This is a genomic window from Streptomyces sp. NPDC025833 (genome assembly GCF_055558055.1).
On record NZ_JBVHNF010000015.1, the window covers coordinates 198580 to 223908 of the forward strand.

General features: G+C 75.1%; 20 protein-coding genes and 1 pseudogene. 9 read left to right on the forward strand and 12 right to left on the reverse strand.

The features are described 5' to 3' along the window. Positions 1-30: 30 nt before the first annotated feature. On the reverse strand, positions 31-465 hold the full coding sequence (locus tag ACZ4K2_RS26735; protein ID WP_467476185.1) for an ASCH domain-containing protein: 435 nt from the start codon (positions 463-465) through the stop codon (positions 31-33). Positions 466-735: 270 nt separating this feature from the next. Next, entirely contained in the window at positions 736-1647 is a 912-nt protein-coding gene (locus tag ACZ4K2_RS26740; protein ID WP_467476184.1) for an NmrA family NAD(P)-binding protein, read from the reverse strand. 81 nt (positions 1648-1728) lie between these two features. Between ACZ4K2_RS26740 and ACZ4K2_RS26745 the strand changes: the two are divergent. Together ACZ4K2_RS26745 and ACZ4K2_RS26750 are read left to right on the forward strand one after the other, a co-directional pair. Beyond that, a pseudogene (locus tag ACZ4K2_RS26745) lies at positions 1729-2613 on the forward strand (AraC family transcriptional regulator). A gap of 227 nt (positions 2614-2840) precedes the next feature. Continuing rightward, the gene (locus ACZ4K2_RS26750; RefSeq protein WP_467476181.1) at positions 2841-4217 is read left to right on the forward strand and encodes an MFS transporter; all 1377 of its coding nucleotides are present in this window, start codon (positions 2841-2843) and stop codon (positions 4215-4217) included. Between the two features lie 49 nt (positions 4218-4266). Here ACZ4K2_RS26750 and ACZ4K2_RS26755 read toward each other — a convergent pair whose 3' ends face one another. The 6 genes from ACZ4K2_RS26755 to ACZ4K2_RS26780 all read right to left on the reverse strand — a co-directional run bounded on the left by ACZ4K2_RS26755 (position 4267) and on the right by ACZ4K2_RS26780 (position 11498). Continuing rightward, on the reverse strand, positions 4267-6189 hold the full coding sequence (locus ACZ4K2_RS26755; protein ID WP_467476179.1) for a helix-turn-helix domain-containing protein: 1923 nt from the start codon (positions 6187-6189) through the stop codon (positions 4267-4269). 232 nt (positions 6190-6421) lie between these two features. After that, entirely contained in the window at positions 6422-7243 is an 822-nt protein-coding gene (locus tag ACZ4K2_RS26760; RefSeq protein WP_467476176.1) for a 3-hydroxybutyrate dehydrogenase, read from the reverse strand. A 54-nt stretch (positions 7244-7297) separates the two neighbouring features. Beyond that, on the reverse strand, positions 7298-7777 hold the full coding sequence (locus tag ACZ4K2_RS26765; RefSeq protein ID WP_467476174.1) for an NUDIX hydrolase: 480 nt from the start codon (positions 7775-7777) through the stop codon (positions 7298-7300). A gap of 290 nt (positions 7778-8067) precedes the next feature. Continuing rightward, on the reverse strand, positions 8068-9678 hold the full coding sequence (gene lnt / locus ACZ4K2_RS26770) for an apolipoprotein N-acyltransferase (RefSeq protein ID WP_467476172.1): 1611 nt from the start codon (positions 9676-9678) through the stop codon (positions 8068-8070). Between the two features lie 383 nt (positions 9679-10061). Continuing rightward, positions 10062-10607, reverse strand: coding sequence for a hypothetical protein (locus ACZ4K2_RS26775; protein ID WP_467476169.1), 546 nt, complete (start codon positions 10605-10607; stop codon positions 10062-10064). 105 nt (positions 10608-10712) lie between these two features. Beyond that, complete coding sequence (locus ACZ4K2_RS26780; RefSeq protein ID WP_467476166.1) at positions 10713-11498, reverse strand: glutamate racemase; 786 nt, start codon at positions 11496-11498, stop codon at positions 10713-10715. 39 nt (positions 11499-11537) lie between these two features. On the opposite strand from ACZ4K2_RS26780, the gene ACZ4K2_RS26785 reads away from it, so the two are divergent. Further along, on the forward strand, positions 11538-12731 hold the full coding sequence (locus ACZ4K2_RS26785) for a glycosyltransferase (RefSeq protein WP_467476164.1): 1194 nt from the start codon (positions 11538-11540) through the stop codon (positions 12729-12731). Between the two features lie 7 nt (positions 12732-12738). Here ACZ4K2_RS26785 and ACZ4K2_RS26790 read toward each other — a convergent pair whose 3' ends face one another. Next, positions 12739-14010, reverse strand: a complete 1272-nt coding sequence (locus ACZ4K2_RS26790) for a TerD family protein (RefSeq protein ID WP_467476583.1) — start codon at positions 14008-14010, stop codon at positions 12739-12741. Positions 14011-14316: 306 nt separating this feature from the next. On the opposite strand from ACZ4K2_RS26790, the gene ACZ4K2_RS26795 reads away from it, so the two are divergent. The 4 genes from ACZ4K2_RS26795 to ACZ4K2_RS26810 all read left to right on the forward strand — a co-directional run bounded on the left by ACZ4K2_RS26795 (position 14317) and on the right by ACZ4K2_RS26810 (position 19030). Further along, positions 14317-14754 (forward strand): DUF6643 family protein, encoded by a 438-nt coding sequence (locus ACZ4K2_RS26795; RefSeq protein ID WP_467476162.1) that lies wholly within the window; start codon positions 14317-14319, stop codon positions 14752-14754. A gap of 45 nt (positions 14755-14799) precedes the next feature. Then, the gene (locus tag ACZ4K2_RS26800) at positions 14800-15636 is read left to right on the forward strand and encodes an MOSC domain-containing protein (protein WP_467476159.1); all 837 of its coding nucleotides are present in this window, start codon (positions 14800-14802) and stop codon (positions 15634-15636) included. A gap of 182 nt (positions 15637-15818) precedes the next feature. Further along, positions 15819-16424 (forward strand): Rv1733c family protein, encoded by a 606-nt coding sequence (locus tag ACZ4K2_RS26805; protein ID WP_467476157.1) that lies wholly within the window; start codon positions 15819-15821, stop codon positions 16422-16424. A 167-nt stretch (positions 16425-16591) separates the two neighbouring features. Beyond that, a complete protein-coding gene (locus ACZ4K2_RS26810; protein ID WP_467476156.1) occupies positions 16592-19030 on the forward strand; it encodes a right-handed parallel beta-helix repeat-containing protein in 2439 nt (812 codons plus the stop codon). A 33-nt stretch (positions 19031-19063) separates the two neighbouring features. Here the strand turns inward: ACZ4K2_RS26810 and ACZ4K2_RS26815 are convergent, their stop codons facing one another. Further along, the gene (locus ACZ4K2_RS26815) at positions 19064-19492 is read right to left on the reverse strand and encodes a nuclear transport factor 2 family protein (RefSeq protein ID WP_467476154.1); all 429 of its coding nucleotides are present in this window, start codon (positions 19490-19492) and stop codon (positions 19064-19066) included. Positions 19493-19631: 139 nt separating this feature from the next. After that, positions 19632-21974 (reverse strand): hypothetical protein, encoded by a 2343-nt coding sequence (locus ACZ4K2_RS26820; protein ID WP_467476580.1) that lies wholly within the window; start codon positions 21972-21974, stop codon positions 19632-19634. A 433-nt stretch (positions 21975-22407) separates the two neighbouring features. On the opposite strand from ACZ4K2_RS26820, the gene ACZ4K2_RS26825 reads away from it, so the two are divergent. Together ACZ4K2_RS26825 and ACZ4K2_RS26830 are read left to right on the forward strand one after the other, a co-directional pair. Next, positions 22408-23256, forward strand: a complete 849-nt coding sequence (locus ACZ4K2_RS26825) for a DeoR/GlpR family DNA-binding transcription regulator (RefSeq protein WP_467476151.1) — start codon at positions 22408-22410, stop codon at positions 23254-23256. Between the two features lie 69 nt (positions 23257-23325). After that, on the forward strand, positions 23326-23799 hold the full coding sequence (locus tag ACZ4K2_RS26830) for an SRPBCC family protein (protein WP_467476578.1): 474 nt from the start codon (positions 23326-23328) through the stop codon (positions 23797-23799). Positions 23800-23944: 145 nt separating this feature from the next. On the opposite strand, the gene ACZ4K2_RS26835 is transcribed toward ACZ4K2_RS26830, so the two are convergent. Continuing rightward, positions 23945-25249: a cytochrome P450 family protein gene (locus tag ACZ4K2_RS26835; protein WP_467476576.1), complete on the reverse strand. Its 1305-nt coding sequence runs from the start codon at positions 25247-25249 to the stop codon at positions 23945-23947. Between the last annotated feature and the right edge of the window lie 80 nt (positions 25250-25329).

Genomic DNA, 25329 nt, shown 5'->3' on the forward strand with positions numbered 1-25329 from the left:
CGTCCCCGTTCCCGTCGGCCCGGGCACGGGTCACCGGCCGTCCGGGGCGGGGTCCGGTCCGACCACGCGGAAGCGCTCCGCGACGACGAGGGTCTCGTCGTCGATGACCGGGGTGTGTCCCAGGTACGCGCTCACGCCGTCGCTCCGGAAGAACTCCTCGTGGGCCGCCCGCCAGGCGGCGGCGTCCGGGTAACCGCGCCCCTCGGCCCGCGCGAAGCCGTCGTCGATCTCCTTGATGGGCACGACGCGCACGTCGACGACTTCGATCGTGACGGCCGGACGGCCGCCGGAGTCGACCACCGAGAAGCGCTGACCGGTCACCGGCACCGCTTCCCCGGCGTGCTCGTAGATCTCCAGGAGACCGGTGAGCGCGGTCTTCCGGCCGTCGAGGATCGCCGCCACACCGCGGTCGCGTTCCGGGCCGGGGAAGGCGAGTTCGAGGACCGGGAGGTCGTCATGTCCCATCGGACGAGGTTATGGAGCGCGGCCGTGTCGATCAAGGGAGTATCCCGGGGGCCGGCGCGCCCGCGGCGCGCACCGGGGGACGGCGGCGCCCGCCGCCCGTTCCGGCGCCTCCGGTGCACGGGTCCGTCACGGCCTGCGGCTCCCCGGTGCCTCGTGCGCTGTCGTCGCGTCGGCCCGCTCCGGGGCGGGCCGTCCTGCGGGCCGGGTACCGGCACCACCGGTGCTCGGGTGTCACGCCCCCTCACCCCGGGCTCGCGGGGGCGTTGCACCTCACGGGCGCGGAGACGTGGTCTCTCCGTGGGCTGGGCCGGTGGCCGCCACCGGCCGCCCGCCAGGCCGGTCGCGCCACGCGCCGGCGGCGGCCGCGTCCGTCACGAACCGGGCGAAGGGCCGGGGCGGGCGGCCGAGCGCGGCCTGCACGCCGTCGGACAGGTGGCCGTCCATGTCCCGCCGGATCGGGCCGACCGCGTCGGCGTGGTCCTCGGCGTCGGCCTCGGACCAGCCCCCGGCGACCAGTTCGGCGATGAAGTCCTCGGGCGGGAGGGGCACGTAGCGCACCGTGCGGCCGGTGGCCCCGGAGATGAGGGCCACCGCCTCGCCGATGGTCAGCGCGCCGGGGCCGGACAACTCGTAGGTCCTGCCCACGTGCCCGTCCTCGGTCAGCGCCGCGACCACGACCGCGGCGATGTCCTCGGCGTCCACGAAGCTCGCCGCGCCGTCCCCGGCGGGCAGACGCAGTTCGCCGGCCAGTACGGCGTCACGGAAGAGGCCGTCGCTGAAGTTCTGCGCGAACCACGTAGGCCGTACGATCGTCCACTCCAGTCCGCAGGTGCGCACGGCGTCCTCGCCGTCGATGTGCGTCCGGCCCGCGCCGCTGTCCGCACCGGCGTATCCGGGGACGTCGACGCCGCGGCCGGACAGCAGCACGACGCGTTCGACCCCCAGTTCCCTCGCCCGCCGGACGAAGGGCCGGGTCAGCAGCTCGCCGTCGTGCGGTACGACGAAGGCCTTCCGCACGCCCGCCAGGGCGGCGTCCCAGGTGCTGCGGTCCGTCCAGTCGAAGCGGGGGTCGGCGGAACGCGACCCCACGCGCACCGCGGCGCCCTTCGCGCGCAGTCGGGACACGGCGCGTCCGCCGACCTTCCCGGTGCCGCCAGTGATCAGAATCGTGTGCTCGGTCATGCGCCCCATCAGATCCTCCCGTGCGCGGCGGAACCATGGCCGAGACGCTCATCCCCATGTCCGGGCCGCTACGTTGGCGGGGTGGACACGTTGGCGGAGCTGCTGGACGGGGTGCGGGCACGCGGAGCCGTGTTCACCCGGTCGGTCATGAGCCCGCGGTGGTCCCTGCGGTTCGCGAGCGGCGCCCGGCCGACCCTGGTCACCGTGCTCGACGGCACGGTGTGGATCGTGCCCGCGGGCGGCGAGCCGGTCGAGGTCGGCCCCGGGGACGTCGCCGTCCTGCGCGGCCCCCGCCCCGTACACCGTGACCGAGGACCCCGCGTCACCACCCCGGCAGGTCATCACCAGCACCGACGAACCGGGTTCGGCCCTGCTGGTCAGCGCCGCCTACACGGGCCGGACGGGGATCGGCGACCGCCTCCTGGACTCCCTGCCGGACCTCCTCGTCGTCCCGGAGGGCGACGGCGACCGTACGCTCCTGACCCTCCTCGCACGGGAGTTGCGGAGCGACAGGCCCGGCCAGCAGGCGGTTCTGGACCGGCTGCTGGACCTGCTGCTCGTCTCCACGCTGCGCGCCTGGTTCGACCGGCCCCGGAACCACGCCCCCCGCCTGGTACCGCACGACCGACGACTCCGTCGTCGCGGGCGCGCTGCGGCTCATGTACGACCGTCCCGCCCATTCGTGGACCGTGCCGTCCCTCGCCGCCGAGCTGGGCGTCTCCCGGTCCGGCCTGGCCCGCCGCTTTCACCCGGCTCGTCGGTTAGCCTCCCCTGACCCACCTGACCGCGTGGCGTGTCGCCCTGGCCGCCGATCTGCTGCGCGACACCGATGCCACGGTCGCCTCCATCGCCCGCGAGGTCGGCTACTCCGACGCCTTCGCCCTCAGCGTCGCCTTCAAGCGCTGCCGCGGCATCACGCCCACCCGGCACCGCGCGGCGGCGCGCGGGCGGGAACCGGGCACCTGACCGGGAGTGGGACCGTGCGCGTGTCCTGTCGCCCGCCTGTCGGCCGTGTTGGGGAACGCAGGCTTCCCACCTGGGCCCTTGAAGCGCCCTGTGCCGAGCGGACATGGTGGCCACACGCATAGACCAGCCTCGAACTATGTTGCCCCGCCACATGTGCGCTTGACGTGCGTGTTTCTACGGTGTGCCGACACGTACCCGTCCCCACCGCACCTGAGGAAGTGGCGCACATGGCCTCCGAGACCACCGCTCCCCCACCCCCCGCGAACCTCCCCCGCATCGTCGCCGCCAGCCTCATCGGCACCACCATCGAGTGGTACGACTTCTTCCTCTACGGCTCCGCCGCCGCCCTGGTGTTCAACAAGCTGTTCTTCCCCGACTCCGACCCGCTCGTCGGCACGCTGCTGTCGTTCCTGACGTACGCCGTCGGGTTCGCGGCCCGGCCGCTGGGGGCGCTCGTGTTCGGGCACTACGGTGACCGGCTCGGACGCAAGAAGCTGCTGGTGCTGAGCCTGGTGCTGATGGGCGGGGCCACGTTCGGCATCGGGCTGCTGCCCACCCACGCCACCGTCGGGTCCGCCGCTCCCGTCCTGCTGACCCTCCTGCGGCTGGTGCAGGGTTTCGCGCTCGGCGGCGAGTGGGGCGGCGCCGTCCTGCTGGTGTCGGAGCACGGGGACGCGCGGCGCCGCGGCTTCTGGGCGTCCTGGCCGCAGACCGGCGCGCCGGCCGGGCAGTTGCTGGCGACGGGTGTGCTCTCCCTGCTCACCGCCGTGCTGTCCGACGACGCCTTCACCTCCTGGGGCTGGCGCATTCCGTTCCTGCTCTCCGGTGTCCTCGTGCTCGTCGGCCTGTGGATCCGCCTGTCGGTGGACGAGTCGCCCGTCTTCAAGGAGGCGCTCCGGCGCGCCGAGACCCGGCGGGAGGGCGCCGAGGAGAAGACCCCGCTGGTCTCCGTGCTGCGCCACCACTGGAAGGACGTGCTCGTGGCGATGGGCGCCCGCATGGCGGAGAACATCAGCTACTACGTCATCACCGCGTTCATCCTCGTCTACGCCACCACCTCGGCCGACGTCTCCAAGCAGACCGCGCTGAACGCCGTGCTCATCGGCTCCGCCGTGCACTTCGCCGTCATCCCGGCGTGGGGCGCGCTGTCCGACCGGGTCGGGCGTCGGCCGGTGTACCTGCTGGGCGCGGCCGGGGTCGGACTGTGGATGTTCCCGTTCTTCGCGCTCGTGGACACCGGGTCGTTCGGGTACCTGATCCTGGCCGTGACCGTCGGGCTCGTGCTGCACGGCGCCATGTACGCGCCCCAGGCCGCGTTCTTCGCCGAGATGTTCGCGACCCGGATGCGGTACTCGGGCGCTTCCATCGGCGCCCAGTTCGCCTCCGTGGCGGCCGGTGCGCCCGCGCCGCTCATCGCCACCGCGCTGCTCTCCGACTACGACAGCTCGACCCCGATCGCGCTGTACGTGATCGCCGCCGCCGTCCTCACCCTGATCGCGGTGGCCGTCTCGCGCGAGACCCGGCACCGGGACCTCGCGCGGGTCGAGGACGAGGCCGGGGAGTCCTCGGGGAAGGCGCCGGCCACCGAGGCACACACCGTCTGACCCGGGCCGCGGCCCGCGTCCACACCGGCCGGCCCCCGCGCGGGGCCGGTCAGCGCCGTCCGGGCCCCGCCAGCCGGTGCAGCCGCAGGGCCAGCTGGATCTCCAGCGCCCGGGCGGGCGCCTGCCAGTCCGCGCCGAGGAGCCGGCCCACCCGCTCCAGCCGCTGCGCCACCGTGTTCACGTGGACGTGCAGCGCGTCCTTGGTGCGGACCGGACTCATCCCGCCCTCGAAGTACGCGTCGAGGGTGCGCAGCAGCTCCGTGCCGCGTCGCTCGTCGTACGACACCACCGGGCCGATGGTCCGCTCGACGAAGCCCGCGATGTCCCGGTCGCCCGCGAGGAGCAGGCCGAGGAAGCCGAAGTCCTCGGCCGCGGCGCCGTCCCCGGCCCGGCCCAGCAGGTGCAGCGCGTCCAGGCAGCGGCGGCCCTCGGCGTAGGCGGTGGCCACGGTCTCGGGGTGCGCGGCGAGGCCCGTGACCGGCGCCGACGCACCGACCGTGACGGGCTGGTGGACGGCCGTGCCCAGGTGCCGGGCGGTACGGCGGGCCACCTCCGTGGCGGTGTCGCCGGCGTCCAGCGGCAGCAGCAGGACGGTGCCGCCGTCCCGGGCGGCGGCCAGACCGTGCCGGGTGGCCGCGAGGTGGGACGCGGCGGACCACAGCCGGCGGCGGGCCGCGGCCTCCTCGTCGGCGTCGGCCGCCGGGCCGTCGAGGCGGGCGGCCAACACGACGTGGGTGGCGGTCAGATCGGCCTGGAGACGGCTGGCGCGCTCACGCAGCAGGCGCGGGTCCCGGTCGCGCGCGTCCAGCAGGTCGTCCAGCAGCTCGCCGCGCACCCGCTGTTCGGCCTCGGCGGCGGAGCGCCGGGCGAGCAGCAGCAGCGAGGTCACCATCGCCGCGCGCTCCAGGGTGCGCTGGTCGACCGGGTCCAGGCCGGGGTGGCCGCGCAGCACCAGCGCGCCCAGGAGCTCGCCGCCCGCGGCAACCGCCGCGATCCAGTCCCCGCCGTGCCGTACGGCGTGCCCCTCGGCGCGGGACGCCTCCAGCGCGGCGGCCGGCGCCGTCCCGGCCTCCGTGAACTCCACGGCTCCGTCGAGGACCTGGGAGACGGCGGCGGCCACGTCGTGGACACCGCCCCCGCGCAGGACGAGTTCGGCGAGCCGGTCGTGGACCTCGGACGCCCGCTCGATGACGGCGCTGCGGTCCCGGATGATCTCGTTGGCGCGCTCCAGGCCGGCCAGGGCGGCGCGGGTCTCGGTGAGCAGGTTCGCGGTGTCGATGGCCGCCGCGGCGAGCGCGGCGAAGGACCCGAGCAGCGCGATCTGCGCGCGTTCGAACACCCGGGCCCGCCGGTCCGCAGCGAAGAGGACGCCGATCACGTGCGGGCCGAGCATCAGGGGGACGCCGAGGATGGCGACCAGGCCCTCGTCGCGGACCCCGGAGTCGATGGAGTGCGTGTGCTGGAACCGGGCGTCCTTGAAGTAGTCGTCGGTGACGTACGGCCGCGCGGTCTGGGCGACGAGCCCGCCGAGCCCCTCCCCCATGCCGAGGCGCAACTGCTGGAAGCGGGCGGCGACGGAACCCTCCGTGACCCGCATGTAGGTGTCACCGCGGGCGGGGTCGTTGAGGCTGAGGTAGGCGACGTCCGTGCCGAGCAGGGAGCGGGCACGCTGGACGATGGCCTGCAGGACGGCGTCCAGGTCGCGGAGCCCGGCGAGGTCGTGCGCGGTCTCGAAGAGGGCCGACAGCTCCGCCTCGCGCCGCCGGCGTCCGTCCAGTTCCGCACGCACGCGCAGGGCGAGCAGCCTCGCCTCCTCCAGCGCGGCGATCCGGCCGGCCGGCTCACCCTCGGCGCGGGCGCGCAGGACCGGCTGCTCATAGGCTTCCACGGAGGCGTCGCGGGTCAGCAGGTCGAGGTACGCGGCCTCGGCGCTGCGGCTGGACGGCACCGGCTGAAGGTGATCGCGGGACATGGTCACAGGATTCCGTATCGGCCGCCCGGCCCGGCCTGCCTGTGGAAAACTCCCGGGCCCGGGCCCGGGACACCGAGCAGGACCGGAGCCGGGACAGAGGCCGGGACCGGGACAGAGGCCGGGGCCGGAGCGGGGGCTGGGGCCGGAAAAGGGACAGGCGCGCGGGCCGGGGCAGCGACCAGGACCGGAAGCAGGGCGGGGGCCGGTGCAGGCGCCGGGGCCGTCGGCGCGGTCAGTGGGCCGTCCACCCGCCGTCCAGGACGAGCGAGGTGCCGGTGACGAAGGACGCCTGCGGACTGCACAGGTAGGCCACCGCCTCGGCGACCTCCTCGGGTTCGATCAGCCGCCGCAGCGCGCTGTCCTTCAGCAGGACATCGGTGAGCACGCGCTCCGCCGGAATGCCGTGCGCCGCTGCCTGGTCGGCGATCTGCTTCTCGACCAGGGGCGTGCGCACATAGGCCGGGTTCACACAGTTCGAGGTGACGCCATGGGGGGCGCCTTCCAGCGCGGCCGTCTTGGACAGTCCTTCGAGGCCGTGTTTGGCGGCCACATAGGCGGACTTATAGGCCGAGGCGCGCAGACCATGGACAGAGGACACATTCACGATCCGGCCCCACCCCCGGGCGTACATGTGCGGAAGGGCGCCGCGGATGAGGCGGAAGGGCGCCTCCAGCATTACGGTCAGCACCGTGTGGAACACCTCGGGCGGGAACTCCTCGATGGACCGCACGAGTTGCAGGCCGGCGTTGTTGACCAGCACGTCGGCGCCCTCGGCGGCGCGCTCGGCGGCGTCCAGGTCGGTGAGGTCCACGACCCGCGGTACGACGGTGCCGGCCAGGTCGCCGGCCCGCTCCGCCCGCCGGGCCAGCTCGGCCAGGCCGGCGGCGTCCCGGTCGACTGCGCGCACCTCGGCCCCGGCGGCGGCCAGCCGCAGCGCGCAGGCGCGGCCGATGCCGCCGGCGGCACCGGTGACGAGCGCCGTACGGCCGGCGAGGTCCAGGGCGAGCGGCTGGGCGCAGGGGTCGGGGCCGGTCAGGGGGGTGGGCGAGGTCATGTACCGACCCTAAGCAGAACCCCATGGTCACCACATGTGGTGACCACCCATAGTTCAGCCGACAGTCATAGGGTCAAACCATGTGGGTGCATCGGACATGGCCTGTTTGATCCGGAGCAGCGCGAACTCGTCCAGTTCGGGCAGCGCGTCCACCCCGAACCAGCCGACCTCCAGCGACTCGTCGTCGTTGACCCGCGCCTCGCCGCCCACGGCCCGGCAGCGGAGGGTGATGTCCATGTACTGGCAGGTGTCCCCGTTGGGATACGTCACCGGTTCCAGTGCCTGGATCAGGACCACCCGCTCGGCCACACAGCGCACCGCCGTCTCCTCGAAGACCTCCCGCACCGCACAGGCCGCGGGCTGCTCGCCCGGCTCGGCGATGCCGCCGATCACCGACCACCTGCGGGTGTCGGTCCGCCGGCCGAGCAGCACCCTGCCCTCGTCGTCGAAAACGATCGCGGTGACTCCGGGCAGCCAGAGCAGCTGCCGGCCCGCGGAAACCCTGAGCGCGCGAATGAATTCGGGGATAGCCATGGCCCGACCCTAGCGGCCGCACCGCCGCACCCGGCCACTCCGGAACCCGTACGGCGGTCGTGCCGCGACCGTGCGCGGTGCTGCCGCAGCCGGGCGCTCAGTGCCGCCGCGACCGGACGCCGTGGTGCCGCGCTCGGGGGCAGTCGTACGCCGGTCAGGCACAGTGGTGCCACGCTCGGAGGCAGTCGTGCCGCGGTCAGGCACAGTGGTGCAGCGATCGGGCGCAGTCCGCCCCGGGCACGTCCGGGCCGTGTCCCGGTCGTGCCCGCGGTCGCGGGGTGGCCGCGCGGCTACGCGCCGCCCGCGCGCCTGGTGCGCAGGCCGGACCCCACCGCCCAGCCGATCCCGCCCGCGGCGACCAGCACCAGGGCGATCTCCGGGAGGACGCCCAGCCTGGTGGCCGGGGTCTCGGAGGTGCGCAGCGGCACCTTCTGGACGAGGTGGGCGGGCACGAACATGCCGGTCTTCTGGGTGATCCGCCCGTCCGGCATGATGACCGCGCTGACCCCGCTGGTCACCGGCACGGTCACGGTGCGGCTGTGCTCGACGGCGCGGACGCGGGACATGGCGAGCTGCTGGTAGGTCATCTCGCTGCGGTCGAAGGTGGCGTTGTTGCTCGGCACGGAGATCATCTCGGCGCCGTGCGTCACCGTGTCCCGCACGGCCCAGTCGAAGGCGGCCTCGTAGCAGGTGGCCAGGCCGACCTTCGTGCCCTTGATGTCGAACACACCCGGCTTGCCGCCCCGGCTGAAGTCCTGCCGGGCCATCTCGGTCCAGTCCTTGTTGATCGCGCCGACGAGCGAGCGCAGCGGGAGGTACTCGCCGAAGGGCTGTATCTGCCGCTTGTCGTACGTCTGCGTCGGTCCCCCGGCCGGGTCCCACAGGATCTGCTCGTTGTACAGATCGCCGTCCCGCCCGACCACGCTGCCGACCGAGACGGGCACGTCCACGTCCTTGGCGGCCTGCTCGATGACGGTCGCGGCGTCGGCGTACTCGAAGGGGTCGATGTCGGAGGAGTTCTCCGGCCACAGGACGAAGTCGGGCTTCGGCACCTTGCCCGCCCTGACGCCGGCGGCGAGCTTGTGCGTCTCGCGGGCGTGGTAGTCGAGCACGGCCCGGCGCTCGGCGTTGAACTCCAGCCCGGCGCGCGGCACGTTTCCCTGGATGAGGGCCACGGTCGCGGTGCCGGCCTCCGCCTTGTCGCTGACCAGGGCCCCGGCCGCGACCGCGCCCACGACCGGTACGGCGACGCTCAGCAGCGCGGCGGTCGCGGCGGCCCGCCGCACGGTGCGGGTCCGGCGCCGCTCGGCGATCAGCCGGCCGGCCTCGTACAGTCCGAAACCGCACAGGACGACCGCGAAGCCGAGCACGGGGGTGCCGCCCACCGCGGCGAGCGGCAGGAAGACGCCGTCGGCCTGACCGAACGCGATCTTTCCCCAGGGGAAGCCGCTGAAGGGGGCACGCGCGCGTACCGCCTCGCCCGCCGTCCACACCGCCGCGGCCCACACCGGCCACGCCGGCAGCTTGGAGACCGCCGCGACGCCCACGCCGACCAGGGCCGGGAAGAGCGCCTCGACGGCGACCAGGGCCACCCACGGGAGGGGCCCGACCTCCACGCTCGTCCACACCAGCAGCGGCAGCAGGAAGCCGAGCCCGAACAGGTAGCCGAGGCCGAGGGCCGCCTTCCAGCTCCGGCCGCGCAGCAGCCAGCCGAAGCCGGCGAAGGCGGGCAGGGCCAGCCACCACAGGGTCCGGGGCGGGAAGCTGACGTAGAGCAGCACTCCGCAGAGCGCGGAGGCGGCGGCCGGGACCAGGCGCAGCAATCGGCCACGGCGCGCGCCGGGGGCGGTGCGCGTCCGGAGCTGGTCCGGCTGGTCCACGGAAGGTGCGGTGACGGTCACCCGGGTGAGTGTACGGCGGCCCGCGCCACCGCCGACAGGATGCTCCGCCCCGGGCGCACGGCGGTCGTGGCTGGTGGGCGCGGGTCCCGGGGCCGTGGGAGCGGCGGCAGGACCACCCCGGACCGCCGGGCGGCCGCGCCTGGCGGATTCCCGCCGTACCCCGCGTCTCGCGTCCGGCCCGGTCATGCGCCGCGCCGGTCCGCCCGGTCCTCGGCCGCGCGGTCGTCCCTCGACGTCGCGGCCGGACCGGCATGCGGGTGTGGGCTGCTCATATGTGGGCTGCCCACACACCTAACCCGGTACAGGGTTGGGCGGAGTCCGCGGCACCCCGCCGAAGACCCGTTGCCGGACGACACCCTGAAGCCCGACTCCGGGTGACCCCGTCAGCCCGCCGTACCCGGCCTGATCGTGCGGAGCCGGTCCCTGATGACCCGCACGGCCGCCTCGGCGTCGTCGACGGTGACCGTGAAGGTGTGGCCGTCCCACAGGCGCAGCACGATGCCCTCGCCGCGGCGCACGACGACCGCGGTGCCCTTCTCGGGGCGCCAGCGGTAGCCCCAGCCGCCCCACTGCCGGGGGGTGACCACGGCGGTGAAGTCGGCGCCGGCCACGTGGGAGAGCGGGATGCGGCGGCGCGGCAGCCCCGCGTGCCCGCAGCGCACCTCGACGCACTCCTTGTCCAGCTTGAGGTCGACGTGCACGAAGGCGAGCGTGCCGAAGAGGACCAGCAGGCCCGCCGCGATGCAGCCCACGACGGACATCACCAGCGGGGCGACGCCGGAGGTCCAGGCCGAGTCGACGGCCAGTTCGATGCCCAGTGCCATGCAGGCGGCTCCGACCAGGGCGAGCAGCCACTGGACCCGGTTGGTGGCCCGTCCCGTCCAGACGTCCGGGTGGGGCCTGTCGTCGCCGTCGGGGTGGTCCCTCATGACTATGAGGTTACCCAGGTTTCGCCGCGCGGGTAGGGCAAGGCGCGGGACGGCCGGCCCGGGCGGAGCGCGGCGGGCCGGGCCGCCGGGGCCGTGTCCCGCGGGTCAGCGGACGGAGCTGACCGCCCGGAGGAAGCGGCCCTCGGCGTAGGACAGCGCGGTGTCCGGGAGCGTCGCCTCGCGACCGCTCAGCAGCACGGTGAGGCCGGTGCCGGCGACGGCGGCCGGGGCCGGCTCCACGCCGATCCGGCGCAGGGCCTGCGCGGCCACCGCTCCCGCCGTGCCGTGCAGGACGAGGGGCGGGCGGCCGGGCCGCTGGACGGCCGCCCGGATGCGTTCGGCGACGAGTTCGTAGTTGGTGCAGCCCAGGACGAGCGTGGTCACGTCGTCCGGGGTGCGGGCGGCGGCCGAGGCGATCGCGGCGTCGATGGCCGTCTCGTCCGCGTGGTGCACGGCGTCGGCGAGGCCCGGGCACGCCACCTCGGTCACGCTCACGCCGTCGGCGAAGCGCTCGATGAGCCCGCGCTGGTAGGCGCTGCCGGTCGTGGCCGGGGTGGCCCAGATCGCGACGGGTCCGCCGCCCGCGGCCGCGGGCTTGATCGCCGGGACGGTGCCGATGATCGGCAGGTCCGGCTCGAAGCGGGCGCGCATCGCCGGCAGGGAGTGCACCGAGGCGGTGTTGCAGGCGACGATCAGGACGTCGGGCCGGTGCGCGGCGGCGGCCCCGGCGACGGCGACGGCCCGCTCGGTGATGTCCTGCGGGGTGCGCGGTCCCCACGGCATGCCGTCCGGGTCCCACGAGAGCACGAGATCCGCGTCGGGCCGCAGCCGGCGTACCGCCGCAGCAGCGGGAAGCAGGCCGATTCCGGAGTCCATGAGCGCGATCTTCACCTGGCCACGATAGACGATGCGCCCCTGTGGGCCGCCGGGGTGGGGCAGACTGCGGCCGTGAGCGCCTTCCTGTGGATCACCGTCGTGTCACTGGCCGCCTGGTGCTGGCTGCTGCTCGCCCAGGGCTTCTTCTGGCGCACCGACGTCCGGCTGCCGCGGCGCCGGGATCCGGACGCGTGGCCGCCGGTCTGCGTGGTCGTGCCGGCCCGCGACGAGGCCGCCGTGCTGCCCGCGAGCCTGCCGTCGCTGCTGGCGCAGGACTATCCGGGGCGGGCCGAGGTCTTCCTCGTGGACGACGGGAGCACGGACGGCACCGGGGAGCTGGCCCGCGAGCTGTCCCGGCGGCACGGGGGGCTGCCGCTGACGGTGGGATCGCCCGGTGAGCCGCCGGCGGGCTGGACGGGCAAGCTGTGGGCGGTGCGGCACGGCATCGGGCTGGCACGCGCGCGGGACCCCGAGTACCTGCTGCTGACGGACGCGGACATCGCGCACGCGCCGGACAGCCTGCGCGCGCTGGTGGCGGCGGCCCGCACCGGGGGCTTCGACGTCGTGTCGCAGATGGCGCGGCTGCGGGTGGTGAGCCCGTGGGAGCGGCTCGTGGTCCCGGCGTTCGTGTACTTCTTCGCGCAGCTCTATCCCTTCCGGTGGATCGGCCGCAGGGGAGGGCGGACGGCCGCGGCGGCGGGCGGCTGCGTCCTGCTGCGCGCGGACATGGCGGAGAAGGCGCGCGTCCCGGACTCGATCCGGCACGCCGTCATCGACGACGTGGCGCTCGCGCGCGCCGTGAAGGGTGCGGGCGGCCACGTGTGGCTGGGGCTGGCCGACCGGGTGGACAGCGTGCGTCCCTACCCGCGCCTGGGCGACCTGTGGCGGATGGTCTCGCGCAGCGCGTACGCGCAGCTCCGGCACAACCCGCTGCTGCTCCTGGGGACGGTCGCCGGGCTCGCGCTGGTGTACCTGGTGCCGCCGGCCGCCGTGGCCGTGGGCGCGGCCGGCGGCGGTGCGGCGACCGCGCTCGCGGGGGCGTCGGCGTGGGCGGTGATGGCGGGCACGTACGTGCCGATGCTGCGCTACTACCGGCAGCCGCTGTGGCTCGCCCCGCTGCTGCCGTTCACCGCGGCGCTGTACCTGCTGATGACGGCCGACTCCGCGGTGCAGCACCACCGCGGGCGGGGGGCCGCCTGGAAGGGCCGCACCTACGCCCGCCCGGGCGCCGTGGCCGACGAGGCTTGAGGCCCGGTCACTTGCGGCCGGGGGTCCAGTTCATGCCCCAGCCGTAGGCGCGGTCCATGGCCCGTTGCGGGCTCGTGCCGCGCTCCGGCACCAGGTACCGCGCCTCGCGCCGGACGAGGAGGTCGCCGCCGGTGTTGGTGATCAGGGCGAGCGCGCACACCGGGGAGGCGACGGTGCACTCGTCGAGCGAGAAGTCGACGGGGGCGCCGTGCTGCGGCCGGAGGGTGACGGTGGCGTGCAGGTCGGCGAAGGAACTGGCGCCCTCGTAGATGGTGACGAAGACGAGGATGCGCCGGAACTCGCGCTGGTGGTCGAGGTTGACGGTGAGGTTCTCGCCGTCGGCCACGGCTCCGGTCCGGTCGTCGCCGTCGAGGTGGATGTACGGCGGCCGGTGCAGCGAGCCGAAGGCGTTGCCGAGGGCCTGCACGACTCCCTTGCGGCCGTCGGTGAGTTCGTACAGGGCGCACAGGTCGAGGTCGAGGTCGGCGCCCCGGCCGCCCCAGCGGCTGCCCCAGCCCGAAGGCTGCCTGCGCATCTGCCAGTTGAGGTTGACCCGCAGGACACCGGAGGTGCCGCCCTGCTTGGCCAGCGACACCGACGGCGCCGCCTTCGTGAGCGTGACCTTGGAGAGGCTGACCGGCGGGGCGGCGGGGGCGGGCGGCGGCGCCGGGGCGGTGGCCGGGCGGGGCGGCACGGCGGCCGGGGCCGCGGCGGGCGGTGGGGGCGCGGCGGCCGGGGGCGGGGCCGGTGCCGCGCGCGGGGGTTCGTCCACGCCGATGCCGAAGTCCGTTGCCAGTCCGGCGAGTCCGCTGCCGTAGCCCTGGCCGACGGCCCGGAACTTCCAGCCGCCCTGGCGGCGGTAGAGCTCGCCGAGCACGAAGGCCGTCTCGACGCTCGCGCCGGGGCTGTCGAAGCGGGCGACGACCTGCCCGGAGGCGGCGTCGGTCACCTCGATGTAGAGGTCCGGGACCTGTGCGAACGTGCCGCCGTCCGCGGAGGCCGCGAGGACGATCCGCTCGACGGCGCCCTCCACCTGGGGGAGGTCGGCCAGCAGGCTGTCGGTGACCCGGTCGCCGGCCGTCCGCTTGCCCTCGTGGCGCACGGCGCCGGAGGCGTGGGCGGGCTGGTTGTAGAAGACGAAGTCCCCGTCGGTGCGCACCTTTCCGGACACCAGCAGCAGTGCCGAGGCGTCGGCGTCCGGTACTCCCGGGCCGGACCGCCAGCCCAGTTCGACGCGCAGCGCCGTGCTCGGCACCGGGGTGTTCGAGCCTTTCGGCATGGCCATGTCCGCCCCCATCGTGTGTCGGCTTCCCGTCATCGTCCTCCGTCCGGACCGTCCCGGCCGGGGGCGTCGCTTCCCGGACAACCTATGCCCGGTGCCGCGTACCCGCGGGCGGCACCGCAAGATCGGCGGCCAACCGGCGGTAACCCGGGAGGAACGCGACCTTTATGCGATCCAAACGTCGACAGGCGTCCCATTTTGCCGAGTTCGCTCCCATTGGAGGTCCCGGGCCCCCGCCGACACGGAAAACAACCGTCTTATCGGTCTCCCCAACCAGCACATCGTGGGCTTAACTTATGTGCCATGACCTCCCCCCGCTCCACTTATGGTGGCGGCTACTACTCCGCCTCCTTCCCGGACACCCCGATCTACGACTCGCTCGTCGCCGAGCGTGGCACCCCGCAGATCGCCCCGATCCGGGTCCCCGCCGCCTACGACACGGGCAGCAGCCTGCCCGCCCTGCCGTCGGCCCTCCCCGCCCTCCCGGCGGCCCCCTCCGCGCAGCCCCCCGCCTACGGCTACCCGCAGCAGCCGCAGCCCGCTCCGCTGCACCAGGCGCCCACGGCGTACATCCCGCAGCAGGCGAGCGCCCCGCGCGGCTACCCCGGTCCGCAGGCCCCGCAGCAGCAGCGGCCGATGGCGGCCGGCAACGGGTACGAGGCCATGCGTCCGGCCGCGCCGCGGCCCGCGCCCGCTCCGTACCAGGACCCGTACAACAACCAGCAGTACCGCGGCTACTGATCGGCGCGCCCGGGGCCGTCCGTGCCGGCTGGCACGATGGGCGGCATGGGAAACGCCGAAGTGCAGTCGATCCACGTCCACCCGGTCAAGGCGTTCCGAGCCGTGTCGCTCCGGGAGGCCGTCGTGGAGCCCTGGGGCCTGGCCGGTGACCGGCGCTGGACGCTGATCGACGACGGGGGAAAGGTCGTCACACAGCGCGAGTACCCGAGCCTCGCGCAGGCCGCCGCCGAGCCTCTGGCCGGCGGCGGCGTCCTGCTGTCCGCGCCCGGCCGGACAGCGCTGCCGGTCGAGGTGCCCGGACCGGTGGGGACCGTGCCGGTGAGCGTGTTCGGCACGAAGGTGGAGGCCGTCCCGGCCGCACCGGCCGCGCACGCCTGGTGCAGCGCCTACCTCGGGGCCGAGGTCCGTCTGGTGCACATGGACGACCCGGCCGCCCGCCGCCCGGTCGACCCCGCGTACGCCCTGCCCGGCGAGACGGTGAGCTTCGCCGACGGCTACCCCCTGCTGGTCACCACGGCGGCCTCGCTGGACGCCCTGAACGCCCTCGTCGCAGGCGGCCGCGACGCCCATGAGGGCCCGCTGCCCATGGACCGGTTCCGGCCCAACGTCGTCGTCGCCGGCACGGAGCCCTGGGCCGAGGACCACTGGACGGAGATCTCCGTCGGCGAGGTGGTGTTCCGGGTCGCCAGGCCGAGCGGCCGGTGCGTCGTGACCACTACCGACCAGGAGACGGCGGTACGCGGCCGGGAACCGCTGCGGACCCTGGCCCGGCACCGCAGGATCGCCGGGAAGCTGGTGTTCGGGCAGAACGTCGTGCCCCTCTCCCGCGGCACGATCAGGGTCGGCGACCCGGTCCGGGTGCGCCGGCGCCCGGGCGACTGATCCAGGCTGAACCAGGCTGATCCGTACGACGGGAACCGGGGGCACCGTCTGCGCGTTGGGGAAGCGTGAGGGAACCGTGAGGGGCCCGCGTGCGGAGCCGGGCACCCCGCGGGGGCGACGGCGTGCCGTGCGGGCCGGGGCGGGCGCCTGGGACGTCGGCTTACCGGAAGGGGGTCGGGGGCGTGCGGGCACTCGGGGGGCTGTGGCGCTGGCGACGCAATCCGCTGTGCCGCACGACCGATCTGGCCGAGGCGTGGCTGGCGCTCGTGGCGCTGCTGCTGATCGCCGTGGTGGCGCCCCTGACGGGTTGTCTGGTCGGCGTGTCCGCCGGGGAGTCGCTCCAGCGGGACGCCCGGCGGCAGCAGCACGCGCGCCATCTCGTCACGGCCACGGTGCTGCGGGTGCTGCGCGGCGCCCTGCCGGAGGCAGACCCCGAGACGTCCCCCGGCCGCGAGCCGCGCAGCCGTGTCGTCGCGCGGTGGACCGGGCCGGACGGCACCCCGCGGTACGGCCCGGCCCTCGCCGATCTCGCGACCCCGCGCCCGGGCGACCGCTTCCGGCTCTGGACCGACCCGCGCGGCCGGCTGACGACCCGTCCGCCGGACGGCGCCACGGCGACGGCGCACGCCGTGTTCGCCGGGCTCGGCGCGGCCCTGCTGACCGCGGCCCTGGCCGAGGGCGGCCGCCGTCTGATCCTGCGGCGCCTGGTCCGGCGGCGGTACGCGCGCTGGGACCGGGAGTGGGACCGGGCGGGCCCGGACTGGGGCAAGGCGGGCACCGGCGGCTGACGGCCTTCCGGCTCTGGTCAACCGGGCGTCCCGGCACACGCTACGGTGGACCGGCCGGAACGCCGGCGGCGACGGCCCGCGGATCCGTGACCGGAGGCCGGTCACGGCGGCAGCGCCCCGACGGGCGGCGAGCCATCAGTACGACTAGGTGGGGGCACAGCAACGCCATGGCACAGGGCACGGTCCAGGTGACGCACACCGGTACGTCGCGGTGGCGGCGCCGCACGGGTGAGTACGCTTCGCTCACCGCCGCCCTGGAGGCCGCCGCGGACGGCGACGTCCTCACGATCGCCCCCGGCACCTACCGGGAGAACCTCGTCGTCGAACGGGCGGTGACGCTGCGCGGGCCCGAGGGTTCGTCCGGCTCCGTGCGGATCGCGCCGCCGGACGGCGTGCCGCTGACCGTGCGGGCCTCGGCCGTGGTGCAGGACCTGCACGTGGAGGGCCAGGACGCGGCGGCGCCCGCGCTGCTGGTCGAGGAGGGCACGCCCGAGCTGACGGACGTGCGGATCGTGACCCGGTCCGCCGCCGGGATCGAGGTGCGCGGCGGCGCCCGGCCGACCGTGCGCCGGTGCACCGTCGACAACCCGGCCGGCATCGGCATCGCCGTACTCGACGGCGGGGGCGGGGTGTTCGAGGAGTGCGAGGTCGTGGCGGCCGGGCAGGCGGGCGTGGCGGTCCGCGGCGGCGCCCACCCGCGGCTGGAGCGCTGCCGGGTGCACCACGCCTCGGGCACCGGGATCACCGCGACCGGTGAGAACTCCGGGCTGGAGGCGGTGGGGTGCGAGATCTACGAGGTGCGCGGCTCCGGCGTGCAGGTCACCCAGCGGGCCACCGCGCACCTGACCGACTGCGACGTGCACCGCACCACCGCCGACGGCATCACCCTGGACACCGACGCGGTGCTCACGCTCGCCGACTGCCGCATCCACGACATCCCGGAGAACGCGGTCGACCTGCGCTCCCGCTCGGTGCTCACGCTGACCCGGACGACGGTCCGCCGGTTCGGGCGCAACGGCCTGTCGGTGTGGGACCCGGGGACCCGGGTGGACGCCAACCAGTGCGAGATCTTCGACAGCACCGGTGACTACCCGGCCGTCTGGGTGAGCGACGGCGCCACCGCCGTGCTCGACTCCTGCCGCGTGCACGACGTGCCCGACGCGCTGTTCGTGCTGGACCGCGGCTCGCGCGCGGACGTCGTCGACAGCGATCTGTCCCAGGTGCGCAACACGGCCGTGTCGGTGAGCGACGGGGCGACCGCGCAGCTCGACGACTGCCGGATCAGGGACGCGGCGACCGGCGCCTGGTTCCGCGACCACGGCAGCGGGGGCACGCTCAACAACTGCACCCTGGACGGCACCCAGACCGGCGTGATCGTCACCAAGGGCGCCGACCCGACCATCGAGCGCTGCACGGTCGGCTCCCCCGCCGAGGCCGGTTTCTACGTCTCCGCGGGCGGCCGGGGCAGCTTCCTCGGCTGCCGGGTCACCGGCAGCGGCGGGTACGGCTTCCACGTGATCGACGGCTGCAGCACCACGCTGCGCAAGTGCCGGACGGAACGGTGCGCGCGCGGCGGCTACGAGTTCGCCGACGGGGGCCCGGACGCGGGCTCCGGGTCGGGACCGGACGTGGCGGACTGCACCAGCGACGAGAGCGGCGGCCCCCGTACGCCCGTGGCCCGGGAGACGGCCGTGCAGACGGTGACGCAGAGCGCCGGTCTCCTCGGCGCGCTGCCCGGGCAGCGGGCGGCGGAGCCGGAGCCGGCCGCCGCCGTCACGGAACCGGCGCGGCCGGACCGGACGTCGAAGGACGTGCTGGGGGAACTCGACGCGCTGGTGGGCCTGGAGAGCGTCAAGCACGAGGTGCGGGCGCTGATCGACATGATCGAGGTGGGCCGGCGCCGGCAGCGGGCGGGGCTGAAGGCGGCATCCGTGAAGCGGCACCTGGTCTTCACCGGCTCCCCCGGCACCGGCAAGACCACGGTCGCCCGGCTCTACGGCGAGATCCTCGCCGCGCTGGACGTGCTGGAGAAGGGCCACCTGGTGGAGGTGTCCCGGGTCGACCTGGTGGGCGAGCACATCGGCTCGACCGCGATCCGCACCCAGGAGGCGTTCGAGCGGGCGCGCGGCGGTGTGCTGTTCATCGACGAGGCGTACGCGCTCTCCCCCGAGGACGCCGGGCGGGACTTCGGCAAGGAGGCCATCGACACGCTCGTGAAGCTGATGGAGGACCACCGGGACTCGGTGGTGGTGATCGTCGCCGGGTACACCGCGGAGATGGAGCGCTTCCTCTCCGTCAACCCGGGTGTCGCCTCCCGGTTCTCCCGCACCATCACCTTCGGCGACTACGGCCCCGGGGAACTGCTGCGGATCGTGGAGCAGCAGGCCGACGAGCACGAGTACCGGCTCGCGCCGGGCGTCTCCGAGGAGCTGCTGAAATACTTCACTGCGATCCCGAAGGGCGCGGCGTTCGGCAACGGCCGGACCGCGCGGCAGACGTTCGAGGCGATGGTGGAGCGGCACGCGAGCCGCGTCGCCCAGTTCCCCGACCCGACCACCGACGACCTGACCCTGCTGTACGCGGAGGACCTGCCGGAGCTGCCCTGAGCCGCCGGGCGGCTGCGGCACCGCTCCCGCCGGCTACAGGTTGTCGCCCCAGCCGCCCTGGGCCATGGTCTGGAAGGCCCATGTCCCGTTGCGCCGGAGCAGGATGTCGGCGTAGCGCAGCCGCTGTGTGACGCCGTCGGCGGTCATGGCCGAGTCCGTGAAGACGACGGCCATCGCGGGCGACAGGAACACCGGTGTCCGGGTGGACTCGAAGGTGATGTCCTGGCCGCCGTCGCCCATCACCTCGGTCATGGTCGCGACGAACCGCTCCCGGTCCCACTGCGCGGAGCGGCCGTCGCCCGCGGAGTCGTCGCTCACCAGGTTGAGCGGGAAGACCGCCATGCCGGCCATGCGCTCGACGTCGCGCTTGCCGCTCGCCGCGTCGTACTCGGCGAACCAGGCGTCCAGGCTCGCGCGGTCTTCCGGGGTCGGGGTGTAGCCGGTGTCGGGCAGCGTGATCATGCGGGCTCCTTCGACGGAGGGCGGACCGGATCAACTCACTAGTCAAGATTGGCTACTTGATCGCCCGGGCAGCGTACACCCCCGTATGCCACTAGTAAAAGTTGATTAGACTCGCCTCGCCGACGTGAGCACGCCGGGGTCAGGTGTCCGTGCCGGGTCGCTGGCCCGGGACTTCGGGGCAGAGGCGGGTGAGGAGGGCCGCGCGTTCGCGGGTGAAGGCGGGGTCGGCCTGGTAGTCGGAGTGGCCGAGGATCGGCGCGGGCAGCGGATGCTCGGGCGTGCGGCCGTAGGCGAGGGGGTCGGACAGCGCGGCGTGGTCGACCTCCGGACCGGTGGAGCCGGGGACGCGGACCGGACCGCCGATGGGGTCGGTGCGGCGGTGCAGGTTGCGCCAGCAGGCGATGTCCTGGTGCAGGGCGGCCAGCGCCGGCGGGCCGAAGTGGGCGGGGAACCAGCGGCCGTACAGGCGCTCCAGCGGGGAGCCGTAGGTGAGCAGGGCGACGCGTCCGCGTACGGACGGGGGCAGTTGCCAGGCCGCCGCGGCGGCGAGGACGCTGCCCTGGGAGTGCCCGGACAGCACCAGCCGGCCGCCGGTGCGCCGGGTCCAGGTGGCCATGCGCCAGGTCAGGTCCGGCACCGCGCGTTCGGCGTAGCAGGGCGGTGCGAAGGGGTGGGCGGCGCGCGGCCAGAACGTGCCGACGTCCCAGAGGATGCCGATGGTGCGCCGGGCCGAGGCGTCCTTGTAGGCGCGTCTGCCCCAGGTCACGAAGAGCAGGAAGCCGAGCCCGACCAGCCAGGAGCCCAGCGCCTGGGAGGTCTCGGCCACGGCCTGGACGAGGTGGTGGGTGCGGCGGGCCGCCCCGTCCGGGGTCTTCCCCGTGGCGAGGGCGCCGGCCAGGGCGAGCGTGCCCAGCAGCAGGGTGGTGACGGCGAGCACGGTGACGACGAGGGGCGCCCGGTCGGTGAGCGTGGCCATGGCCCGGGCCTGCGCGATGGCCCGGGTCCGGGCGGCGTCCTCGGGTTCGCCGGGGTGCTCCCGGCGCACGCGGCGCCGCTCGGCGCGGGCGAGCCGGGCGGTGCGCGCCGCGAGCAGCGCGACGAGGACCAGCAGGACCGCGAGGGCCGGCGGGATCGCGGACGCCTGCCAGGTGAGCAGCACGGGCGGCCCGGCGAGGGAGGCGCGGGTGCCGTCGAGCCAGTCGGCGACGCGCTGGGCGACGCCGCCGGACATCACTCCGCCCAGCGCGCAGGCGAGCAGCGTGACGGCGGGGCCGCCGAGGCCGCGCATCCCGGCGCCCGGGTCGGGGCGACGCCGGTACAGGTATCCGGCCACGGCGGCGAGGGCGATGACGAGCAGGCCCTGGGACAGTATGAGGCCGCCGAAGGCCGGGTCGCCGGGCAGCCGCCCGGCGGACCGCCAGCCGGGACGGGCCCAGCCGGCGTACACCAGGGCGCACAGCAGCAGGGCGAGTGCGCCGAGCGGCAGGGAGCGCACGAGGTGCCGGTCGAGCCGCCGGTCGAGGCGGTTCTCGCTGCGGCCCCGGCGGCAGACGACCACGACGACCGCGACCGCCCAGCCGAGCAGCGCCGCGGTCAGCAGCAGTCCGAGGGCGTCCGGTGCCGCGGGGCCGCCCGGCCGGCGGTCGAAGCGGACCGCCGGGGTGGCGACGGCGGCGGCCACGGTGAGCAGCCCCGCCGCGGTGTGCGCCGCGCGCAGCCGGGCGACCAGGCGGCGGCCGTACCAGAAGCCGGGCCGCACCAGCGCGCTGCCGTGGTCGCCGGACTCGGACGCGCCGGTGCCGGGGCCCGCTTCGCCCTGACCGGGTCGACCGGTCCCGGGGCCGCCGGTGACCGGGTCCGCGGCGCCCGCGGCCGGCGGCCGGTGGGACTCGTACGTGCGCCAGGTGCGCTGCGAGAGGTACCAGAGCAGGCCGGTCAGCGCGGTCGGCAGCACCGCGGCGAGGGCCAGCCGGCGGCCGGGCGCGCTCCACCACCCGCCGGCCCCGGTGGGTGCTCCGGGGCCGGCCGGCGCGAGGAACCGCAGCCAGGTGTGGCGGCCGGCGCACGCCCGGGTGCCCGCGCACTGCCAGGCCGCCAGGTCGAGGGCCACCTCGCAGGCGGCGGCCACCAGCAGCACGGTCAGGGTGAGGGCGCAGAGCCGCACGAGGAGTCCGTAGAGCCGTACCACGCGCGGCCGGTCGGGGGCGGCGGGGCGCATCCAGTGCGCGAGGTTGACGACCATGAAGGGCAGCAGCAACAGCCACAGGGCGCGGCTGCCGTCGCCGGAGGTGAGGTTGCACCAGACGTACGCCTCCCGGACCGGCCCGCGCCCGTCCGGTTCCCCTGGTTCCCGCCCGGCGCGGGCCGCGCGCTCCCCCTCGGCGCCCGGTCCGTCCGGGATGGGATCGGCGTCCGCGGCGCGCCGGAAGACGGCGGCCGTGTCGTCGCCGGTGACCCGGACGGTGCGCGGGTCGCCGAGCATCTTCTCGGGCGTGGTGCCGCCGACCCCGTGCACCAGCAGTTCCAGATCGACCCACGGCTTCGCCGTCCGGTCCTTCGTCGGCCCGGCGCCCCGCTCCTCGTACGTGTCGGTGGTCCGGCCCTCGTGTTCCCCTGCGTCCACTGTCGTCGCACTTCCCCGTGGCGCCCTGACGTCTGTGCCGTGCGCGCTCCAGGATCTCCGGTCCGGCGCCCGCGTACACCCGTCGTCACGGAATCTCCCCGATCCGGGTGACGGCGGGCGGGACGCCCGCGCCCCCGGGGGCGGCGGTCCGGGGCGGGCAGGTGGTGGCGCGACCGGCGGCCGCCCGTGAAAGGATGGGGCGCCCGCGCGCTGGCGGACGGCTGGAACCTCCTGGTCGGAGCCGGTGCGCCGGACGGGTCGGACGGTTGGCGGCGAAGGGACCGGAGCGCACGTGAGCGAGAATCAGAACCTCCTCGCGGAGCAGCGCCGCGCCCTGATCCTGGACGAGGTCCGGCGCCGGGGCGGGGTCCGGGTCAACGAACTGACCCGCAAGCTCGGTGTCTCGGACATGACCGTGCGCCGCGATCTGGACGCGCTGGCCCGCCTGGGCGTGCTGGAGAAGGTGCACGGCGGTGCCGTGCCGGTGGTCGAGGCGAGCACGCACGAGCCGGGGTTCGAGGCGAAGTCGGGGCTGGAGCCGACCGCCAAGGAGGACATCGCGCGCGCCGCGGCCCGCCTGGTGGGCCCGGGTGCGGCGATCGCGCTGTCCGGGGGCACCACGACCTACGCGCTCGCCCAGCACCTGCTGGAGTTGCCCGACCTGACCGTGGTGACGAACTCGGTGCGGGTCGCGGACGTCTTCCACGCGGCACAGCGCGCCCCGGGTCCGCGCCAGGGGTCGGCGACGGTGGTGCTCACCGGCGGGGTGCGCACCCCGTCCGACTCGCTGGTGGGTCCGGTGGCCGACCAGGCGATCTCCTCGCTCCACTTCGACCTGCTCTTCCTCGGTGTGCACGGCATATCGCTGGAGGCCGGCCTGTCCACGCCGAACCTGGCGGAGGCCGAGACCAACCGGCGGCTGGTGCACTCCGCGCGCCGGGTGGTGGTGGTCGCCGACCACACCAAGTGGGGCACGGTGGGCCTGAGTTCGTTCGCCGCGCTGGACCAGGTGGACACGCTGGTGACCGACGCCGGTCTGCCCGCCGAGGCGCGTGCGGACATCTCCGAGCACCTGCGGGTGGTCGTGGCGGGGGATCCCGTGAAGGACGGCGCGGACGACGCGGACGGCGCGGACGGCTGAGGCGCCCTCGGCTATCGTGGGCCCGCCCGGCCTGCCGCCCGGCGGGAGGGGCGTGAGGGGGGGGTGTCCGTGACACGTCGGCTGCGCCAGGTGGATCTCGGCTTCGTGGGGACGGCACCCGTCCGCCTGGTCTTCGCGCGGGACGTCTCCGCGCCCCCCGAACGGGTCTTCCGCGCGCTCGCCGAGGACGTGCCCGGCTGGACGCGGTGGTTCTCCGCGGTGACGTCCGCCCGGGCCACCGGCGGCGGCGCGGGGCGGGAGATCCGGCTCCGGGGCGGGACGCGGTTCGAGGAGGCGGTGCTCGCGGCGACGGAGCCCGAGCTGTACGCGTACCGCATCGACGCCACCAACGCGCCGGGCGCGCGGGCCCTGGCCGAGGAGTGGCGGCTCGCTCCGCTCGGCGCCGGCACCCGGGTGCGGTGGACGCTCGCCGCCGACGGTACGGCGCCCTTCCGGTGCGTCCTCCGGCTGGCCCGGCCGGGCCTCGGGCGCGCGTTCCGGGACGCGGTGACGTCCCTGGACCGGCACCTGGCGGCGGGCTGACCGGGCCCGGTGGGGGCCCGGCGCGCAGGGCCGGCCGCCCGCCCCGGCGGGTGCGACGGCGGCCGGGCCCCCGCCGCACCAGCCGCCGCGCACCCGGGACGGCCGCACGCCGCGTCCGGGGCGGCGGCACGTCACACCCGGGGCGTCAGACGCGGAAGATGTCCAGGAACGTGCTCCAGAAGCCCTTCTTCCGGGCCTGCTCCTGACGCGTGCCGGCGGCCTGCGCGGTGCGCAGCGGCTGCTCCGCCGCCGCGGGAACGGCCCTGTTCTGCAGCGCGGCGGCCATGCGGGTCGCCGGTGTCGGGCTGAAGGCCACGGGCAGCGCCACCAGTGCCCGGTGGAACGGGCCCGGCCGCCACTCCAGTTCCTTCTCGTGGACGGCCAGCGTCAGGTCGGGCAGCGTGTTGAGGATCCGCTCGATCGCGGTGACCGCGATGACCTGCGCGGGGTCCTTGGCCGGGCAGGCGTGCGGGCCCGCTCCCCAGCCCAGGTGGGCGCCCTTGCTGTGGGTCCGGCGGGCCTCGGCCAGCGCCGGGTCGCTGTTGGCCGCGGCGAAGCTGATGACGACGGGCGTGTTGGCCTCGGCGACCACTCCGCCGAGGTCCACGTCCTGGACCGGGTAGTGGGTGGCGTAGTTGGCGATCGGCGTCTGGTTCCAGAGCACGTGGTCGATGGCCTCCTCGATCAGCATCCCGGAGTCCCGTCCGCCGGCGCTGGGCGACAGCAGCAGGAGCAGGGCGTTGCAGATCAGGTTGCGCTCGGGCTCCACGCCCGCGCCCATCAGGATGACGAGTTGGTCCCTGAGTTCCTCGTCGGTCAGTCCCGCGGGGTGCTGGATCAGCCACGAGGTGACGTCGTCGCCGGGCTGGCGCCGCTTGAGGGCGACCAGTTCCATGAGGCAGGCGTTGATCTCCTCGCTGGCGCGCTGGGCGTCCTGGCCGTCGAACATCGCCGACATGGCGCCGGTGAGGGTGTCGCCGATGTCCGCCGGGCAGCCGAACAGCTTGTTGAACAGCAGCAGCGGCAGCAGCCGGGCGTAGTCGTTGAGGAGGTCGGCCCGGCCCCGCTCGCTGAACTGGTCGATGAGGTAGTCGGCGATGGGCTCGACGTCGCGGCGGACCCGGGTGATGTTCAGCTTGGCCAGGCTGTCCGTCACGGCCTTGCGCAGCCGCAGGTGGACGGCGCCGTCCGTGAACAGGCAGTTGGGGCGGTACGCCATCATTGGCAGCACCGGGTTGTCCAGCGCGATCCGCCCCTCGTTCAGCGCCTTCCAGCGGCGGGAGTCGCGGGCGAAGAGCGTGGAGTTCTGGAGGACGCGCAGGGCCATCTCGTGGCCGACGACCAGCGTGGCGTCGACGCCGGGCGCGAGTTCGACGGGTCCGGCGGGCGCCTGGGCGCGCAGCCGGTCGTACACCTCGTGGGGATCGGCGGCGAACGCGGCGTCGTGCATGGGGCATCGGGCCCCGGCGGGGGCGGGGGCTGACTGGGGGTCCATGGGGTTCCTTCTGCTGGCTCCGGGCGTGGGTCCGG

Bases quoted from the DNA above. Each gene is read 5' to 3' on its own strand.
- ACZ4K2_RS26755 (WP_467476179.1), bottom strand. From the start codon at position 6,189: ATGTCCCGCGATCACCTTCAGCCGGTGCCGTCCAGCCGCAGCGCCGAG.
- ACZ4K2_RS26795 (WP_467476162.1), top strand. From the start codon at position 14,317: ATGACCTCCCCCCGCTCCACTTATGGTGGCGGCTACTACTCCGCCTCC.
- ACZ4K2_RS26835 (WP_467476576.1), bottom strand. From the start codon at position 25,249: ATGCACGACGCCGCGTTCGCCGCCGATCCCCACGAGGTGTACGACCGG.
- ACZ4K2_RS26800 (WP_467476159.1), top strand. From the start codon at position 14,800: ATGGGAAACGCCGAAGTGCAGTCGATCCACGTCCACCCGGTCAAGGCG.
- ACZ4K2_RS26790 (WP_467476583.1), bottom strand. From the start codon at position 14,010: ATGCCGAAAGGCTCGAACACCCCGGTGCCGAGCACGGCGCTGCGCGTC.
- ACZ4K2_RS26765 (WP_467476174.1), bottom strand. From the start codon at position 7,777: ATGGCTATCCCCGAATTCATTCGCGCGCTCAGGGTTTCCGCGGGCCGG.
- ACZ4K2_RS26735 (WP_467476185.1), bottom strand. From the start codon at position 465: ATGGGACATGACGACCTCCCGGTCCTCGAACTCGCCTTCCCCGGCCCG.
- ACZ4K2_RS26750 (WP_467476181.1), top strand. From the start codon at position 2,841: ATGGCCTCCGAGACCACCGCTCCCCCACCCCCCGCGAACCTCCCCCGC.
- ACZ4K2_RS26815 (WP_467476154.1), bottom strand. From the start codon at position 19,492: ATGATCACGCTGCCCGACACCGGCTACACCCCGACCCCGGAAGACCGC.
- ACZ4K2_RS26775 (WP_467476169.1), bottom strand. From the start codon at position 10,607: ATGAGGGACCACCCCGACGGCGACGACAGGCCCCACCCGGACGTCTGG.
- ACZ4K2_RS26740 (WP_467476184.1), bottom strand. From the start codon at position 1,647: ATGACCGAGCACACGATTCTGATCACTGGCGGCACCGGGAAGGTCGGC.
- ACZ4K2_RS26810 (WP_467476156.1), top strand. From the start codon at position 16,592: ATGGCACAGGGCACGGTCCAGGTGACGCACACCGGTACGTCGCGGTGG.
- ACZ4K2_RS26760 (WP_467476176.1), bottom strand. From the start codon at position 7,243: ATGACCTCGCCCACCCCCCTGACCGGCCCCGACCCCTGCGCCCAGCCG.
- ACZ4K2_RS26820 (WP_467476580.1), bottom strand. From the start codon at position 21,974: ATGCTCGGCGACCCGCGCACCGTCCGGGTCACCGGCGACGACACGGCC.